The 15956-nt window shown below is 72.6% G+C and carries 21 protein-coding genes; 16 read left to right on the top strand and 5 right to left on the bottom strand.

The genetic code is table 11. The features are described 5' to 3' along the window. Positions 1-27 precede the first annotated feature (27 nt). From AB0E90_RS08320 to AB0E90_RS08330, 3 genes are read left to right on the top strand one after another with little or no spacing between them, the layout of a single operon-like run. Positions 28-180 carry a CoA transferase gene (locus AB0E90_RS08320; protein WP_360401246.1) on the top strand — a complete coding sequence of 51 codons (153 nt, stop codon included), beginning with the start codon at positions 28-30 and terminating at the stop codon, positions 178-180. 43 nt (positions 181-223) lie between these two features. Further along, positions 224-361 carry a hypothetical protein gene (locus AB0E90_RS08325; protein WP_360401368.1) on the top strand — a complete coding sequence of 46 codons (138 nt, stop codon included), beginning with the start codon at positions 224-226 and terminating at the stop codon, positions 359-361. A gap of 6 nt (positions 362-367) precedes the next feature. Continuing rightward, on the top strand, positions 368-994 hold the full coding sequence (locus AB0E90_RS08330; protein ID WP_360401249.1) for an isochorismatase family protein: 627 nt from the start codon (positions 368-370) through the stop codon (positions 992-994). Positions 995-1023: 29 nt separating this feature from the next. Here AB0E90_RS08330 and AB0E90_RS08335 read toward each other — a convergent pair whose 3' ends face one another. The 3 genes from AB0E90_RS08335 to AB0E90_RS08345 are packed head-to-tail and all read right to left on the bottom strand — an operon-like array spanning position 1024 to position 4147. After that, positions 1024-1530 carry a hypothetical protein gene (locus AB0E90_RS08335; protein ID WP_360401252.1) on the bottom strand — a complete coding sequence of 169 codons (507 nt, stop codon included), beginning with the start codon at positions 1528-1530 and terminating at the stop codon, positions 1024-1026. After that, on the bottom strand, positions 1527-2021 hold the full coding sequence (locus AB0E90_RS08340) for a hypothetical protein (protein WP_360401255.1): 495 nt from the start codon (positions 2019-2021) through the stop codon (positions 1527-1529). Before AB0E90_RS08340 ends, AB0E90_RS08335 begins: the two co-directional genes overlap by 4 nt. Positions 2022-2074: 53 nt before the next feature. Continuing rightward, complete coding sequence (locus AB0E90_RS08345) at positions 2075-4147, bottom strand: MMPL family transporter (protein WP_360401258.1); 2073 nt, start codon at positions 4145-4147, stop codon at positions 2075-2077. A 55-nt stretch (positions 4148-4202) separates the two neighbouring features. On the opposite strand from AB0E90_RS08345, the gene AB0E90_RS08350 reads away from it, so the two are divergent. Then, positions 4203-4718: a MarR family transcriptional regulator gene (locus AB0E90_RS08350; RefSeq protein ID WP_360401261.1), complete on the top strand. Its 516-nt coding sequence runs from the start codon at positions 4203-4205 to the stop codon at positions 4716-4718. On the opposite strand, the gene AB0E90_RS08355 is transcribed toward AB0E90_RS08350, so the two are convergent. Further along, positions 4681-5118, bottom strand: a complete 438-nt coding sequence (locus AB0E90_RS08355; RefSeq protein ID WP_360401264.1) for a MarR family transcriptional regulator — start codon at positions 5116-5118, stop codon at positions 4681-4683. The genes AB0E90_RS08350 and AB0E90_RS08355 overlap by 38 nt on opposite strands. Before the next feature lie 46 nt (positions 5119-5164). Between AB0E90_RS08355 and AB0E90_RS08360 the strand changes: the two genes are divergently transcribed. The 9 genes from AB0E90_RS08360 (at position 5165) to AB0E90_RS08400 (ending at position 12716) form a co-directional block, all read left to right on the top strand. After that, a complete protein-coding gene (locus AB0E90_RS08360) occupies positions 5165-5914 on the top strand; it encodes a siderophore-interacting protein (protein ID WP_360401267.1) in 750 nt (249 codons plus the stop codon). 62 nt (positions 5915-5976) lie between these two features. Beyond that, complete coding sequence (locus AB0E90_RS08365; protein WP_360401270.1) at positions 5977-7218, top strand: MFS transporter; 1242 nt, start codon at positions 5977-5979, stop codon at positions 7216-7218. Positions 7219-7281: 63 nt separating this feature from the next. Then, on the top strand, positions 7282-7911 hold the full coding sequence (locus tag AB0E90_RS08370; RefSeq protein ID WP_360401273.1) for a methyltransferase domain-containing protein: 630 nt from the start codon (positions 7282-7284) through the stop codon (positions 7909-7911). Further along, complete coding sequence (locus AB0E90_RS08375; RefSeq protein ID WP_360401276.1) at positions 7887-8042, top strand: hypothetical protein; 156 nt, start codon at positions 7887-7889, stop codon at positions 8040-8042. The genes AB0E90_RS08370 and AB0E90_RS08375 overlap by 25 nt, the downstream gene beginning before the upstream one ends. 54 nt (positions 8043-8096) lie before the next feature. Continuing rightward, the gene (locus tag AB0E90_RS08380; protein WP_360401279.1) at positions 8097-8696 is read left to right on the top strand and encodes a hypothetical protein; all 600 of its coding nucleotides are present in this window, start codon (positions 8097-8099) and stop codon (positions 8694-8696) included. Positions 8697-8755: 59 nt separating this feature from the next. Beyond that, on the top strand, positions 8756-9712 hold the full coding sequence (locus AB0E90_RS08385) for an RNA polymerase subunit sigma-70 (RefSeq protein WP_360401282.1): 957 nt from the start codon (positions 8756-8758) through the stop codon (positions 9710-9712). 29 nt (positions 9713-9741) lie between these two features. Continuing rightward, a complete protein-coding gene (locus AB0E90_RS08390; protein WP_360401285.1) occupies positions 9742-11148 on the top strand; it encodes an MFS transporter in 1407 nt (468 codons plus the stop codon). Further along, on the top strand, positions 11145-11828 hold the full coding sequence (locus AB0E90_RS08395; protein WP_360401288.1) for an SDR family oxidoreductase: 684 nt from the start codon (positions 11145-11147) through the stop codon (positions 11826-11828). The genes AB0E90_RS08390 and AB0E90_RS08395 overlap by 4 nt, the downstream gene beginning before the upstream one ends. A gap of 57 nt (positions 11829-11885) precedes the next feature. Further along, positions 11886-12716, top strand: a complete 831-nt coding sequence (locus AB0E90_RS08400; RefSeq protein WP_360401291.1) for a methyltransferase domain-containing protein — start codon at positions 11886-11888, stop codon at positions 12714-12716. Positions 12717-12730: 14 nt separating this feature from the next. On the opposite strand, the gene AB0E90_RS08405 is transcribed toward AB0E90_RS08400, so the two are convergent. Further along, complete coding sequence (locus tag AB0E90_RS08405) at positions 12731-13186, bottom strand: MarR family winged helix-turn-helix transcriptional regulator (protein WP_360401293.1); 456 nt, start codon at positions 13184-13186, stop codon at positions 12731-12733. Between the two features lie 86 nt (positions 13187-13272). Here AB0E90_RS08405 and AB0E90_RS08410 point away from each other — a divergent pair, with 86 nt between their 5' ends. From AB0E90_RS08410 to AB0E90_RS08420, 3 genes are read left to right on the top strand one after another with little or no spacing between them, the layout of a single operon-like run. Beyond that, positions 13273-14610 carry an FAD-binding oxidoreductase gene (locus tag AB0E90_RS08410; RefSeq protein WP_360401296.1) on the top strand — a complete coding sequence of 446 codons (1338 nt, stop codon included), beginning with the start codon at positions 13273-13275 and terminating at the stop codon, positions 14608-14610. After that, positions 14607-15398, top strand: a complete 792-nt coding sequence (locus AB0E90_RS08415; protein ID WP_360401299.1) for a class I SAM-dependent methyltransferase — start codon at positions 14607-14609, stop codon at positions 15396-15398. The genes AB0E90_RS08410 and AB0E90_RS08415 overlap by 4 nt, the downstream gene beginning before the upstream one ends. Then, positions 15391-15858 carry a VOC family protein gene (locus AB0E90_RS08420; protein ID WP_360401302.1) on the top strand — a complete coding sequence of 156 codons (468 nt, stop codon included), beginning with the start codon at positions 15391-15393 and terminating at the stop codon, positions 15856-15858. Before AB0E90_RS08415 ends, AB0E90_RS08420 begins: the two co-directional genes overlap by 8 nt. The last annotated feature ends 98 nt before the right edge of the window (positions 15859-15956 follow it).

The following is a 15956-nucleotide window of genomic DNA, read 5'->3' on the forward strand; positions in this document are numbered from 1 at the left end:
AACGTTTCCCGCGGTTAGGGTAACCGCGTGACAGCACCGCTGAGCGACATCCGGGTCATCGAAACCGGCACCCTCCCGGCCGGCCCGTTCTGCGGACAGCTGCTCGGCGATTTCGTCGCCGAGGTGATCAAATGGGGCCTCTCCTTCGACGAGCTGAGCCGGATCAACCCCAGGCGGTGACTCGCTCGCCGCCACCTACGCCGCGTTCGGCACGCTCGCCGCCCTGCATGCCCGCGAGAGCACCGGTTGCGGGCAGGTCGTCGACTCGGCAATCTACGAGGCGCGAGCAACGATGAGGTGTACGGCGATCTGCTCGGCCTCTCCGTCCCGGAACGGGAAGCCCTCCGCGCACAAGGGGTGATCTGATTTGTCGGATCTCGATCGTGACTATGCGGCGGCCGGGTTCGCCCGGCGGCTCGGGTGGGGCGTGCGCCCGGCGGTGCTTCTGGTCGACCCCGCGTTGGCGTACACCGCCGAGGATTCGCCTTTGTTCTTGAAGTCGGGTCAGGCCGCGGCAGGTGCGATGGCACTACTGGCCGGAAAAGCCCGGGAAAAGGAGATCCCGGTGGTGTGGACGAGCGTGCGCTACGCCGACGAGTCGTGCTCCGAGGCGCCGCTGTTCGCCGCGAAGGTGCCCGCGCTGAAGGTCTTCGCGGCGGGCAACCCGCTCGGCGGCTTCGCTCCCCCACTGTCGCCCGCGCCCGGCGAGCTGGTCGTGGTCAAGCACTACGCGAGCGCGTTCGCCGGCACCTCGCTGGCCGCCTGGCTCGCCTCGCACTCGATCGACACCCTGGTCATCGGGGGTTATTCGACCAGCGGCTGCGTGCGCGCGTCGGCGCTGGACGCGTTGCAGCACGGCTTCCGCCCGATCGTGGTGCGCGACGCCTGCGCCGACCGCGAGGGTGGCCCGCACGAGAACAACCTGTTCGACCTCGACGCCAAGTACGCCGACGTGATCAGCCTGGCCGAGGCACTACCCGCCCTCGGGACCTGAAGGCGGGCAGTGCTTCATCCCCGTGGAACTCAGCTCGCGCTGAGGGTCTGGATGGTGTTCGCGGTGAGCAGGCCCTGGTAGTACGTGCCGCCCGGGTAGTAGGTGGCGGTCGTGGTGCCGGCCACCGCGTCGGCCGCCCAGTTCACCGCGAAGGTCTGCAGCGCGGTGACGTTCTTCGCCTTGGACGAGCCGCCGAGCAGCGTGCACAGGAAGTTGGTGCTCGCGCCCTCGGCGTCGCAGTGCGAGCCGCTGGTCAGCCGTACTCCCAGGAAGGCCCGGTCGAGGCCCGCGGTGAGCGCGACCGTTCCGCTGGCCTGGCTGTTCGCGAGGTACGGCGGGGAGGAGATCGCGTAGATCGGCGTGCTGGTGGTCGCCAGCCCGGCGAGGGCGGTCGGCATGTTGGTGCCGCTGGGCGAGGTCACCGGGTCGAGCAGCTGCACGAACTTCACCTTCGCGAACGCGGCCGGGAAGCTCGTGCGCAGCCGGTTCGCGACGTAGGTGACCGCCTCGCCGCCGGCCGAGTGCCCGGCGATCACGTAACTCGCCGGCAGCGCCTGCCCGGTGCGCCCGGCCAGCCGGCCGCGGTGGTGTAGCTCTTGGCCAGGTTACTGGTGGCGGTGGTCAGCTCGCCGAGCCAGGCGGCCACGTTGTTGAGGAACGCGGTGTTGTCGCCGGTGTTGTTGACCGCGCAGTTGTTGCCGGCGGTGGACGACGGCAGGGTCGGCGCGAAGACCAGGAAGCCGGCGTCGGCGTACTTTCCGGCCAGGTCTTCCAGGTTGGCGTTGGACCGGGAGAAGCCGTGCTGGAGGTAGACGAGCGCCTTCGGCGCGGTGCTCGCCGGGAAGTACCAGTTCGCCGGCTGCGAGAGGGTCGAGCTCCCGCAGGCCACGGCGACTGTGGTGGCGGCCTTGGTCCAGGTCGCCGCCGCCGCGTGGCCGGCCGCAGGGGTGGCGGCCAGCACGACGGCGGACAGAAGTAGGGGTGTCAGGATGCGGCGCAGTGACACGAGGACCCCCCAAAAGGTCATCTGTAACACTCTCCGAAACGGTGTTTCCATTCACCCCAATCGATAGATGCATGTCAATCGATTCGCACCGGCTCCTTCGCTCCCGCCGACGGCTTCGCGTCCGCTCCGCCCTGGACCGGCCGCGCCGGCCACCAGAACCGCTCGCCCAGCAGCAGTGCCAGCGCCGGCACCACCACGGTCCGCACCAGCAGCGTGTCGACCAGCACGCCCACCCCGACCACGACGCCGATCTGGGTGAGCACGATGACCGGCAGCACCCCGAGGACGGCGAAGACCGCGGCGAGCAGGATGCCGGCCGACGTGATCACGCCGCCGGTGGCGGCGAGCCCGCGCAGCATGCCGGCCCGGGTGTCCCCGCGCGAGACCGCTTCGTCGCGGGCCCGGGTGACCAGGAAAATGTTGTAGTCGACGCCCAGTGCCACCAGGAACAGGAAGCTCAGCAGCGGCACGCTCGAATCCAGCGACGGCATGCCGAAGCCGGCCCGCAGCAGCGCCGTCGCCGCGCCGAGGCTGGCCGCATAGCTGATCACCACCGTGACCAGCAGCAGGACCGGGGCGACGAGCGAGCGCAGCAGCGCGAGCAGCACGATCAGCACCACCGCCAGGACCAGCGGCACGATCACCCGGTCGTCGCGCAGGTTCGCGTCGCGCTTGTCGAGGTCGGCGGCCGGGGCGCCGCCGACCTGCGCCTCCGGCAGGGCGGCACGCAACCTCGTGACCGTGCGATCGGCGGCGGTCGTCCCGGAGTCGTCGGTGAGCTGCACCGCGAACTGGGTCAATGCCCCGTCGATGGACTTCTCCGGCGGCAGCACCGCCGCGACCCCAGCGGTCTTGCGCAGGACCGCGCCGGCCTGGTCGGCCTGCGCCGTGTCGACGATCACCTGAGCGGGCTGGGCGGCGCCGGCCGGGAAGTGCCGGGCCAGCGCCTCCTGCGCGACGATCGACTCCACCTTGGTGCGGAACTGCTCGCTCTGCGACAGCCCGACATCCAGCTTGAGCAGGCCGCCCGAGAAGATCACCAGGACGCCGAGGGCGACCGCCAGGACGGTGCCGGGCCGCTTGCCGACGCCTCGCGCCACCTTCGACCACCAGCCGGTCTCGGTCGGGTCGGCGCTGCCCACCTTGGGCACCTTCGGCCAGAACACGCCGCGCGGCAGCGCCACCACCGCGGCCGGGAGCACGAACAGCCCGAACAGCAGCGCGACGAGCACGCCGACGGCGGCCGAGACGCCCAGCGTCCGGTTCGAGGTGAGCACCGCGACCAGCAGCGTGAGCAGGGCGAGCACGACCGTGCCGGCGCTCGCGGTGATCGCCGGGGCGGCCGCCCGCCAGGCCCGGGTCATCGCCTCGCGGCGCGACTCGGTGCGGCGCAGCTCCTCCCGGTAGCGGGAGATGAGCAGCAGCGCGTAGTCGGTGCCGGCGCCGAAGACCAGCACCGAGACGATGCCGGAGACCGAGGCGTCGGTGCGCTCCCCGACGATCCGGGCGACCCACGGCAGCAGCTTCGCGACGACCTGGTCGGCCAGGCCGATGACGGTGAGCGGGACGATCCACAGGATCGGGCTGCGGTAGGTGATCAGCAGCAGGATCGCGACGACCGCGGCGGTGGCGATCAGCAGGGTGACGTCGGCGCCGTCGAACGCGGCCGAGATGTCCCGGCCGATCGCGGCGCCGCCGGTGACCTGGACGGTGAGCCCGGCCGGCAGCGGCGAGGCGTGCAGCGCTGCCCGGATCTGGTCCACCACGGCGTGCTGCGCGTCGGAGTCAAGGCCGTCGGCCAGCTCCACGACGACCAGGGCGGCGCGGCCGTCCGCCGAGGTCACCGGCTTGGCCACGGCGCCGAGCCCGGTCAGCCGGCCGGTCGTCGCCGCCAGGTCGGCCCCGGTCAGCGCCGCGTCCGTCCGCTCCAGCACGACGACGGCGCTCTCCGAGCGGCCGCTGTCGAAACGGTCGGCCAGCTCGGTCACCCGGGTGGACTGGGCACCGGCGGGCAGACCGTCGGCCGGACCGGCCGCGGGCTGCTCCGGGGAGAACGCGAACGCCAGGCCCGAGAGGACCACGGTGGCGAACAGCACGGTGAGGACCCCGAGACGGGTGGTAAGCCAGGCGATGGGACGCTTAGGCATAGAAAAGATCCTCAATATTTCGATGGCCTAATTATTCGGTCATGGAAACGATAGGATGACGACCGTGCCGCCGCAACCGGACCCGACCCGCGAGACCGCCCTGAACGAGCTGGTCGACGCGCTGCGCACCTACAACGTCGAGAGCGACGTGTTCGTCGACGGCTTCGCGCGCGCTCACCACCTGGGCCGCAGCGACCTCAACGCGATCATGTGGATCAGCCTCGGCACCGTCTCCGGCGACCCGATCAGCGTCGGTGACCTCGCCCACCGGCTGCGACTCAGCCCCGCCGCCACCACCGCGCTGGTCGACCGCCTGGAAAACGTGGGTCACGTGCGCCGTTACCGCGACCCCGGCGACCGGCGCCGGGTCACGGTGCAGATGAGCGACACCGCGATGCAGGTGGCCAGCGCGTTCTTCGTGCCGCTCGGCGGGCGGATGCGGGTGGCCGCCGAGGAGTTCACCGCCGAGGAGCTGGCCCGCACGGCGCTGATCGTGCGCAAGATGACCGGCGCGGTCACGGCGGCCGGCTCGCCTACCCCTGCGCGCGAATCCGGTCGAGCAGCAGGCTGAGCGACGGCAGCGCGGCGGCGATCCGCTCCTGGTCCTCGGCCGGCAGCCCGGCGACCGCCCGGGCCATCACGTCGGAGCGCCCGCGCCGGAAGGCGTTGAGCACGCCCTCGGCCCGCTCGGTCGGCACGAGCAGCACCGACCGCCCGTCGGCCGCCGACGGGCGCCGCTCGACCAGCGCGTCGGCGGTGAGATCGCGCACCAGATTGCTGACCGTCGGCCGGGCCAGCTGGAGATCGTCGGCGAGCTGCGCCGGGGTCCGCCCACCCGAGTGGGAGAGCACCCGCAACGCCATGACCTGCGATTCCGGCAGCGGCGGCGAGTGACCGGCGCGCCGGGTAGCCTGCACCAGGGCCCGCCCGAAGCCGCGGATCAGCCACACCAGCCGGTCCGGCAGCTCCATGTCACTTTCCTTGCGACCATGCATCAGACCATGACACCATAGTTTTGTGACAAAACCATCTCTCCTCCGCCGCGAGCCTCGCACCCCGCGCCGCCGCGTGCTCCAGGTGACCCGCGTCGAAGAACTCAGCCCCACCATGCGCCGCATCTGGCTGGGCGGCGACGACCTCGAGGCCGACTTCCCGTTCAGCGCGCTCGGCGCCACCGACCACATCAAGCTGGTCCCGCCCGACCCGGCGACCGGCCGGGTCGAGCTGCCCCCGCCCGGCGGCCCCCGCCCCGACATGCGCGACTACACGATCCGCCGCTTCGACCCGGCCACCAAGGAGCTGGCGCTCGACTTCGTGCTGCACTCGCACGGCCCGGCCGGCCGCTGGGCCATCGCCGCGTCACCGGGCGCGGAGGTCGGCGTGCTCGGCCCGCGCGGCTCCCAGATCTACCCGGCCGACTGCTCCGACTACCTCCTGGTCGCCGACGAGACCGGCCTGCCGGCGCTCGAGCGCTTCCTCGAGGAGCTGCCCCCGGCGGTGGCCACCCACGTGATCGTCCTGGGCGCGGCCGAGCGCGACCTCGGCGCCGGCGCCGGCGTCACCTGGCTGCCCGATGCGTCGTCGCTGGTCGCGACGGTCGCCGCGCTGCCGCTCGGCCCGGCGAGCTTCGCCTGGGGCGCCGGCGAGTCCGGCGAGATGCGTGAGCTGCGCACCCACCTGCGCGGCCGGCTCGACGCCGAGCGCATCTCGGTGCGCGGCTACTGGAAGCAGGGCCACGTGGGAAGCGCACCCCGCGAGGACGACTGACGGCGTCACATTTCGGCGGGTGCCTGGTGCGCCGCCGCCGCGACCATGATCAGGTGAACCGCATGAGCTCCCCACCGTTGCCCCGGCGGTTTGCCGCGCTGCGCAACCCCGACTGCCGGCCCTATCTGTTCGGGGCGGCGCTGGCGATGATGGCCGACAACATCGAGCACGTCATCACCTACTGGGTGCTGTGGCAGAAGTTCCACTCCCCCGCCCTGGCCGGCTTCGAGGTGATCAGCCACTGGGTGCCGTTCCTGCTGTTCAGTGTCTACTTCGGCGGGCTCGCCGACCGGTTCGACTGCCGCCGCGTCATCCAGTGCGCGCAGGCGCTGTTCATGCTGGTCTCGGCGCTGTGGGGGGTGCTGTTCCTGACCGGCACGCTGCAGATCTGGCACGCCTGCGTGCTGCTGGTGCTGCACGGCCTGGCCGGTTCGCTGTGGGGGCCGGGCGAGCAGCTGATGCTGCACGATTTCGTCGGCGACGCCGAACTCGGCAGCGCCATCCGCCTGAACGCCACGTTCCGCAGCCTCGGCGTGCTCTTCGGCCCGGTGATCGGCTCGGCGCTGCTGCTCGGCCGCGGCCCGACGGCCGGCATCTTCGTCAACATCGCGTTCTACCTGCCGCTGACGATCTTCCTGTTCCGCACCCGCTTCACCGGCCACACCCGCGACGGCGGCGTGGTCAAGCACGAACGGGTCGGCATCTTCGACTCGCTGCGCGTGCTGCGCACGGTCCGCGCCAACCGCACCCTGGTCAGCATGATCGTGCTCGGCGGCCTGGGCTCGTTCTTCGTCGGCGCCTCGATGCAGTCGGCCATGCCGATCTTCGCCGGCGACCTCGGCACCGGCAGCGCCGGCACCGCGTACGGAATCCTGCTCTTCGCGAACGGCGCCGGCGGCGTCCTCGGCGGCATTCTTCTCGAGGTCACCGGCTGGGTTCCGGCCAGCGTCGGGGCCGCGGTCATAAGCACGCTGGTGTACGGCGTGAGCACGCTCTTCTTCGCCATGTCGACGAGTTACGCGCTGGCCCTGCTCCTGCTGGTCGTCGGCGGCGTCGCCAGCCTGGCCTCGATGTCGATCGGCCAGACGGTGGTGCAGCTGCTGGCCCCACCGGCCGACCGCGGCCGCGTGATCGGCGTCTACGGCGTCTCGGCCAGCGGCCTGCGCTTCGGCAGCGGCATCACGGTCGGCCTGTTCGGCGCGGTCGTCGGCGTGCACTGGTCCCTGGGCCTGAGCGCCGCCGCCCTCTGCATCGGCACGCTGCTGGCCGCAATCCCCGCCCTCCGCCGCCCGAGCCCGGCCTGATCCACCCAGGCATCTGCACAATTTCTCCACCGATTCCGGCGGGTCTTCCGGTTGGCTGGAGAAATGAGTCAGCCCGCCGCACCGGACCAGATCACCTATATGGACGCCGCCGCCGACACCGCGGTAGGCCGGGACTACAAGGAGCGTTCGCTGCGCGCTCTCGGTCTGTCGCCGGGGCAGCGGGTGGTCGACATCGGCTGCGGGCCGGGCACGGACCTGGGCCGACTCGCCGATGCGGTCGGCCGCACCGGTTCGGTGATCGGCGTCGACCGGGACCCGCGCATGCTAGCGGAGGCGGGTCGCCGGCTGGCGGACCGGCCCACGATCGAGCTGCTCCGGGGCGACGTGCACGACCTCCCGATCGCCGCGGGCGGCGTCGACCGGGCCCGGACGGATCGCGTCCTGCAACACGTGGACGACCCGGCGGCGGCGATCGCGCAGGCCCGGCGGGTGCTGCGACCCGGCGGCCGGTTGAGTATGGCCGAGCCGGACTGGGACTCGCTCGTGGTCGCCGAGGAGGACGTGACGACGAGCCGGCGCTTCGCGCGTTTCGTGGCCGGCCGGGTGCGCAACGCGACGATCGGCCGCGAGTTGGTGCGCCTGGCGACGACGGCCGGCTTCGAGATCAGCTCGGTGGAGGCCGTTCCCGTGGTCTTCCGGGATTCGAGGTGGCCGACCAGATCCTGGGGCTGAGCCGTAACTCGCGGCAGGCGGTGGAAGCCGGCGTGCTCGCCGAGGCGGACGCCGCGGGATGGCGTGCGCGCCTGCGGACCAGGCCGTTCCTCGCCGGATTCACCTTTTATCTCGTCACCGCCCAGGCCTGAGGCCCGGTCCTCCGCAGGCCCCGTCCGGCGTGATCGGGTGGGTAGCATCGCCGGATGCGTGGCTTACGGACTGGGCTGGTCGCGACGGCGGGGCCGTTGCTTCTGGCCGTTGGCGGCCTCGTGCATCCGGGTGGCCTCGCCGCCGCGACCGCGCATCGCTGGGTCCACCTGCACATCGTGCTCCTGCCGGTCTTCCCACTGCTTGTGCTGGGCTTCGTGGTGTTGCTGTGGGGCCGGCCGCGGTTCGATGTCACCGGGGTGGCCACCGTCGTCGCCTGGCTGGGCGCCGGTGTCTACGCGGTCGGCTACACCGGCCTCGACGCGGTGGCCGGGATCGGCGCCGGCACGGTCGCCGGGCAGGCCGGTGATCAGGCCGAGCTTCGCCGGCTGGTGCTGGCCCTCTACGACGTCGGTGACCTGCTCGGCCGCGTCGGCGTGTTCGCCCTGCTCATCGCCGTGCTGGCGGGCACGGTCGCGTTGTACGCCCGGCACGGCCCCCGGGTCCTCGCCGGCACGGTGGTGCTCGCCGGGGCAGGCTACTCGTTCCTCGACAGCCACATCTTCTGGCCGCGAGGTGTGCTGACCATGCTCGCCTTCGCGGCCGGCTTCGCCCTCTGGACGTGGGCCGCCACCAGAAACTCCCCGGCCGGATAGTTGTCCGCGGGCCGGTGAGTTTTTTGTGGCGGGCGGGTCAATCCTGTATGCAGCGACATGTGGCGGAGCAGGACGAGTTCGCGGGGCTGGCCGAACCACTGCGGCCGGAGATCCTGGCGCACTGCTACCGGATGCTCGGCTCGGCCGCCGACGCCGAGGACGCGGTGCAGGAGACGTTCCTGCGCGGGTGGCGGGCGTACGCGCGGTTCGAGGGCCGGTCGTCGTTCCGGGTGTGGCTGCATCAGATCGCCACCAACGCCTGCCTGCGCGCCGTTGAGCAGCGGGGCCGGCGGGCGTTGCCCTCCGGGATCGGCGCGCCCGACGACACCTGGCGGGACCAGCCGCTGGTGGTGGCGCCGCACGTGCGCTGGATCCAGCCGCTGCCGGTCGATCCGGCCGAGGTGATCGGGTTACGCCAGCACGTGCGGCTGGCGTTCGTCGCCGCCCTGCAGCACCTGCCGGCGCGGCAGCGGGCGGTGCTGATCCTGCGCGACGTGGCCGGGCTGCGGGCCGAGGAGGTGGCCGCCGCCCTCGACACCACCACGATCGCGGTCAACAGCGCGCTGCGCCGGGCCCGGGCCCAGCTGAGCCGGGTCGCGCCGGCCGCCGACGAGCTGGGTGAGCCGGACGACCCGGGCCGGCTGGCGCTGCTCGACCGCTACGTCGCCGCGTTCCAGCACTCCGACCTCGGCATCCTCACCTCGGTGCTGCGCGCCGACGTGACCCTGGAGATGCCGCCGCACGCCACCTGGTTCGCCGGCCGGGACGCGGTCGCCGGGTTCTTCGGCGCGTACATGTTCAGCGAGCCGGGCCGGTTCGAGGTGGTGGGTGTGCCGGCCGGGCGGCCGACCGCCAACGGGCAGCCGACGCTCGGGTTCTACCTGGCCGGGCCGGACGGCGGCCACGAGGCGCACGCCCTGCAGGTGCTCGATCTGGCGGCGGACGGCGTCGCCGGGGTGCACGTGTTCTTCGAGCCGCAGATGTTCGAGGTGTTCGGACTTCCGGCCCGCCGGTGAGTTCCGCTCGCGGCCCGGATCTCATCAGCATGACCATTACCACCGCACCTCCGGCGCCGCCGGGGCGAACCCGGTCCCGGACCGGCGTCACCCTGACTCTCGCCTCCCTCGGCAGCTTCCTCGCCGCGCTCGATGTCGTCGTCGTGGCCACCGCGCTGCCCGCGCTGCAACAGGACCTCGGCGCCGATCTGGCCGATCTCGAGTGGACGATCAACGCGTACAACCTCGTCTTTGCCTGTCTGATGTTGACCGGCGCGGTGCTCGGCGACCGGTTCGGCCGACGCAAGACGTACACCATCGGGCTTTTGATCTTCGGGTTTGCCTCGGTCGGCGCCGCGCTCGCGGACGGGCCCGGCGCCCTGATCGCCTGGCGTGCGGTGCAGGGCGCCGGCGCGGCGATTCTCATGCCGCTGACGCTCACGCTGATCGTCGAGGCGTTCCCGATCGGGCGGCGGGGCGCGGCGATCGGCATCTGGGGCGGCGTCACCGGGCTGGGCGTGGCCGCCGGGCCGGTGCTGGGCGGCGCGGTCATCGAGGGGTTCTCCTGGCAGTGGATCTTCTGGATCAACGTGCCGGTCGCGCTCGTCGTCGCGCTGCTCACCACCGTCCTGCTCAAGGAGAGCCGCGGCACGCGGACCCATCTGGATCTCCCGGGGCTGCTGCTGGCCGGGCTGGCTCTGTTCGCGCTGACCTGGGCGCCGGTGCGGGCACCGGAGCTGGGCTGGGACAGCGGCGAGGTGATCGGCGCGCTGGTCGCGGGCGTGGTGCTGATGGGCTCGTTCCTCGCCTGGGAACGCCGCACCACCCACCCGATGCTGCCGCTGGCCTACTTCCGGCGGCGCGGCTTCACCACCGCCAACGGCGTCATCTTCGCGCAGTTCATCTCGCTCATCGGCAGCCTGTTCTTCATCACCCAGCTGTTCCAGATCGGGCTCGGCTACTCCCCGTTCGAGGCCGGCGTGCGCCTGCTGGTCTGGGTGGCGATGCCGATGCTGGTCTCGCCGATCGCGGGCGTGCTGTCCGACCGGATCGGCAACAAGCCGTTCATGCTGCTCGGCCTGCTGCTGCAGGCCGCCGGCCTGGGCTGGCTCGCCCTGCGGGTCGAACCCGGCGTCGGGTACGGCGCCCTGGTCACGCCGCTGATCCTGGCCGGCGTCGGGATCGCCATGTGCTTCCCGACCACGGCCAACGCGGTCACCCTGGCGCTGCCGCCGGAGGACGTGGCCCTGGCCGCCGGCACCAACACCGCCCTGCGCGAGATCGGCGGGGTGTTCGGCGTGGCGATCCTGTCGGCGGTCTTCGCCGCCAACGGCGGCTACGGCTCGTTCTTCACCGGGCTGCGGCCGGCCCTGTTCGTCGCGGCCGCGGTCCCCCTGACCGGCCTGATCCCGGCCGCGCTCGCGCCCGGTCGCGTCCCACCGGAGGTAGCTCGATGAAGACAGCCATGATCGTCGGGGGAAGCCGGGGACTCGGTCGCGGCATCGCCCAGGCCTTCAGCGACGACGGCGCGAAGGTGATCACTGTTGCCCGGAACGGGGCCACCGAGTCCGCCGACGCCACCGATCCCGCCGTCGCCCAGCGGCTGCTCGACCGGCACCGCCCCGGCGTGCTCGTCATCGCGGCCGGCGCGGTGCCACCGATGGCCCCGCTGCACGAATACACCTGGGACGAGTTCTCGGTGCCCTGGCAGCAGGACGTGCGCATCGCGTTCACCTGGCTCGGCGCCGTCCTGCGGCGGCCGCTCGCGCCCGGCTCGGCCGTGGTGGTGCTGGCCAGCGCCGCCTCGCTGAGGGGATCGCCGCTGAGCGGCGGCTACGCGGGGGCGAAGGCGACCGTGCGGCTGATCACGGGGTACGCCCGGGGTCAGGCCCACGGCACCGGGGTCACGTTCACGGCGATCCTGCCCGGACTGGCGCCGGAGACCGCGGTGGGCGCCACGGCGGTCCACTCGTACGCGGGTCAGCAGGGAATTTCCGAGGCCGACTTCGCCGCCCGGCTGCCCGCGCCGCTGACCCCGCAGGTGGCCGGCGCGTCGGTCGTGCACCTGCTGGCCCGGCCCGCCGACCAGGTGGCAGAGGCGTATCTGCTGGACGGCGCGGGCCTGCACGAGCTGTAACCGATTTGCCGGAACGGCTCTGGTCGCCGACCCCGCGCGCAGACGAGACTGACCCGCATGGACTTGACGGAGCGGGGAGCCCGGAGCGCGCGGGTGGCGGCGGTGTTCGACCGGGTCGCGGACGTCTACGACCAGGTCGGGATCCCGTGGTTCACGCCGATCGCGCAGGAGCTCGTCCGCCTCGCGGCGCCGGCCCGGGGCGAGCGGGCTCTCGACGTCGGCTGCGGGCGCGGGGCGGCCACCGTCGCCCTGGCCGCGGCGGTCGGGAACGACGGCCAGGTCACGGCGGTCGACCTGTCGCCGCGCATGATCGAGGCGTGCGGCGCTCTCGGTCTGCCGAACGTCGAGTTTCAGGTGATGGACGCCTCCTCGCCGTCGTTGCCGCCGGCCGCGTACGACCTGGTGGTGTCGTCGCTGGTCGTGTTCTTCCTGCCTGATCCGCCGGCCGCCCTCGCCGCGTGGCGGAGCCTGCTCGTCACGCCGGGCGGCCGGCTGGCGATCTCCACGTTCGCGCACCGCGATCCGGTGTGGGATGCGGTCGACGCGACCTTCCGGCCCTACCTGCCGGCCGGCATGCTCGACGCGCGTACGACCGGCGCCGCCGGGCCGTTCAGCACCGACGCGGGTGTCGAGGAGCTGGTCCGCGCGGCCGGGTTCACCGGCGTGCGGACGGCGCACGCCGACGTCGAGGTGACTTTCGCCGACGTCGACGAGTGGCAGACCTTCAGCCGGTCACACGGCCAGCGAGCAATGTGGGACGCCATTCCCGAGGCCGACCACGACACCGTCAAGGCCACCGCCGGCGCACTCCTCGAACAGGCCCGCGGCGCCGACGGCCGACTCCACCTGACCCAGCAGGTGCGCTACACCCTGGCCGAGTCGGCCTGACGCCAGCTCCTCGGTCACTCCTCCGCCTCGGCCAGGCCGTCGGCCAGGTGGCGTAACGCCGGCAGGGCGCTGACCAGCCGGTCGGCATCGTCGCCGGGCAGGTGGGCCAGCGCTGCCGCCATCCGCTCGGCCCACGAGCGCTCGCGGCGCAGGCGCGCCTCGTGGGCCGTCGCGGTGGGGTGCAGGCGGATCACCCGGCCGTCCGCCTCGTCGCGCCGGCGGGCCAGCAGGCCGCGGGCCTCGAGCTGGGACACCGCGGTGCTCACATTGTTGGCCGCCACGCCGATCTCGGCGGCCACCTCGTTGACCGACCGGCCCGGCCGGCGGGTCAGCAGGCGCATGACCTCGAGCGCGGTCGGCGGCAGCGGCTCGGCCCGGGCGGCCTCGGCGCCGATCGTGCGGGGCAGGAGCCAGGCCAGATCGTGCAGCACGATGGCCAGCGCCTCGGCGTCGGTGCGGGTGGTGGCCACGATCTGCTCCCTTGACGGACGTTACGAGCCATCTCTACCGTACGGGATAATACCTCTGATCTCAGAGATACTTTTCCGGAGGAACCATGCGACTGGTGCGGCCGAACGATCCCGGCTACGACGCGGATCGCCGGGTCTGGAACGCCATGCACGACCGGCGTCCGGCCCTCATCGCGCACTGCGACAGCGTCGCCGACGTCGTCGCCGCCGTGCGTCTGGCCCAGGATCAAAATCTGGAGATTGCCGTACGCGGTGGCGGCCACAGCATGCCCGGCTTCAGCACCGTCGACGACGGCATCGTGATCGCGCTCGACGGCCTGCGCGCGATCACGGTCGATCCGGCCCGCCGGGTCCTGGTCGCCGAGGGCGGCGCGCTGCTCGGCGACGTCGACCGCGCCGCCCAGGAGCACGGCATGGTGGTCCCGGCCGGCGTCATCTCGCACACCGGCGTGGCCGGGCTGACCCTGGGCGGCGGCGTCGGCCGGCTGATGCGGCGCTTCGGGCTCACCATCGACAGCCTGCTGGCGGCCGAGGTGGTCACCGCGGCCGGCGACGTGGTGACCGCGACCGAGACCGAGAACCCGGACCTGTTCTGGGCGCTGCGCGGCGGTGGCGGCAACTTCGGCGTCGTCACGAAGTTCACCTACCGCACCCACGAGCTGACCACGATTCCGGTGCTCGCCTGCTTCCACTCCCTCGACGACGCGCCGCGGGTGCTGGCCCGCGCCCAGGAGACGATCGCCGACCCGGCCACCCCGCGCGAACTGCTGTGGACCAGCTTCTTCCGCAAGGGCCACCCGCTGCCGTGGATGCCGCCCGCGCTGGTCGGCACGCCCGGCCTGATGACGGTGATCGAGTGGTCCGGCGACGTGGACGAGGGCATGAAGCTGCTCGGCGAGATGCGCGACGAGCTCGCGCCGATCGCCGCCACCGTCGACCCGGTGCCGTTCCTGACGCTGCAGACCGCCGGCGACGAGATGTTCCGGCACGGCCTGCACACGTACGTGAAGGCCGGGTTCACCGCGGCGCTCACCCCGGCGCTGGTCGCCGAGCTGATCGAACGCGGCCGCCTGATCGGCTCGGAGATCAGCCAGATCGAGCTGCTGGCCCAGGGCGGCGCGATCGCCGACGTGGCCACCGACGCCACCGCCTACCCGCACCGCACCGCGGACTGGCTGGTCAACATTCCGGCCTCCTGGGTCGACCCGGCCGACGGCGACAGCGAGCTGGCCTGGGTGCGCGCCAGCTACGCCGCCGTCCGGCCGCACCTCGACGGCACCAGCTACAGCAACTTCATGGACGCCGACGAGGCGAGCGACGAACAGACGGCGTACGGCTCGACGCTGCGCCGTTTGCAGCGGGTCAAGGCGCAGTGGGATCCGGCCAACGTGTTCCACCTCAACCAGAACGTCAAGCCGGCATGACGCCGCACGGCCGCGCGCAGGCGGCGCTGTGGGGCACCGACCCCGAGGGCTGGGCGGCACACGCCGAACGGCAGAACGAGACCCTGTTCGCGGCGGTCCTCGACGCCGCCGGTGTCACGGCCGGCACCCGGCTGCTCGACGTCGGCTGCGGAACCGGCCGCACCCTCCGCCTGGCCGCCGATCGCGGGGCCACGGTGTCCGGAGTGGACGTGTCCGGCCCGCTGCTGGCGGTGGCCGCGCGGGTGGCGCCCGAGGCCGAGCTGTTCGTCGCCGAGCTCGACGAGCTCCCGATCGCCGACGGTGTCATGGACGCCGTCGTCGGGGTCAACGCCTTCCAGTTCGCCGCCGACCCCCGGGTGGCGCTGGCCGAGGCGAGCCGGGTGCTGGCGCCGGGCGGCCGGGTGGTGGCCAGCCTGTTCGCCGAGCCGGAACGCTCCGAGTCGACGGTCATCCATCGCGCGCTCGCGGCGCTGGCGCCGCCCTCGGGCCACGCGCCCTACCTGCTCTCCGAGCCCGGCCGCCTGGACGAGGCGATGACCGCCGCCGGGCTGACCGTGCTCGACCAGGGCGAGGTGGAGTGCGTCTGGACCTATGCCAACCACGACGATGTCGTACGGGGTCTGCTCTCCTCCGCCGGCGGCGCCCAGGCCGTGCGGGCCGCCGGCCGCGAGGCCACCGCCGCCGCGATCCGGGCCGCGGCCGCCCGCTACACCGCGCCCGACGGTTCGGTCGCGATGCTCAACACCTTCCGGTGGACCAGCGCTCTCAAGGAGGGGCCGCATGCCTGACCTTCACCACATCGGCTACTGGGTCGACGACCTGGCCGCCGCCACCGACTGGGCGCGGCGGGTGCTCGGCGCCGGCCCGTTCACCGTGGTCGAGCGGGTCGACCTCGGCGCGGGCTTCCGCTTCCGCGGCGAACCGGCCGTGCTCGACCACAGCGCGGCCTTCGGCCGGTGGGGCGCGATCATCCTCGAGCTCGGCGTCGTCCACGAGGTCACGCCCGAGCTGGGCCAGGCCCTCAACGTCGGGCACGGCAACGTCAGCCACCTCGCCTGGACCACCGACGACCTCGACACCGAGGGCGCTCGGATGGCCGGGGCGGGCTGCCCGCTGCTGACCACCTCACGTGCCGGCGCGTGGGCCGACTGGTTCGAGGGCGGCCCGCTCTTCGGCCACCCCGTCGAGATCCACCAGCCGACCGCCGGTGTGCGGGCGATGTGGCGCGGCGTCCGCGAGGCGGGCTAACGGCAATGCCGCGTAGTTAGCGGTGGTGGCGGGGTGTCAAGCGGGTGTGTCGATGCGTATGGAACAGCGGAACTCCCGCTATAGAGGGGTTGTCCTCA

This window comes from Actinoplanes sp. NPDC026619 (assembly GCF_040638295.1).
Lineage (GTDB): Bacteria > Actinomycetota > Actinomycetes > Mycobacteriales > Micromonosporaceae > Actinoplanes.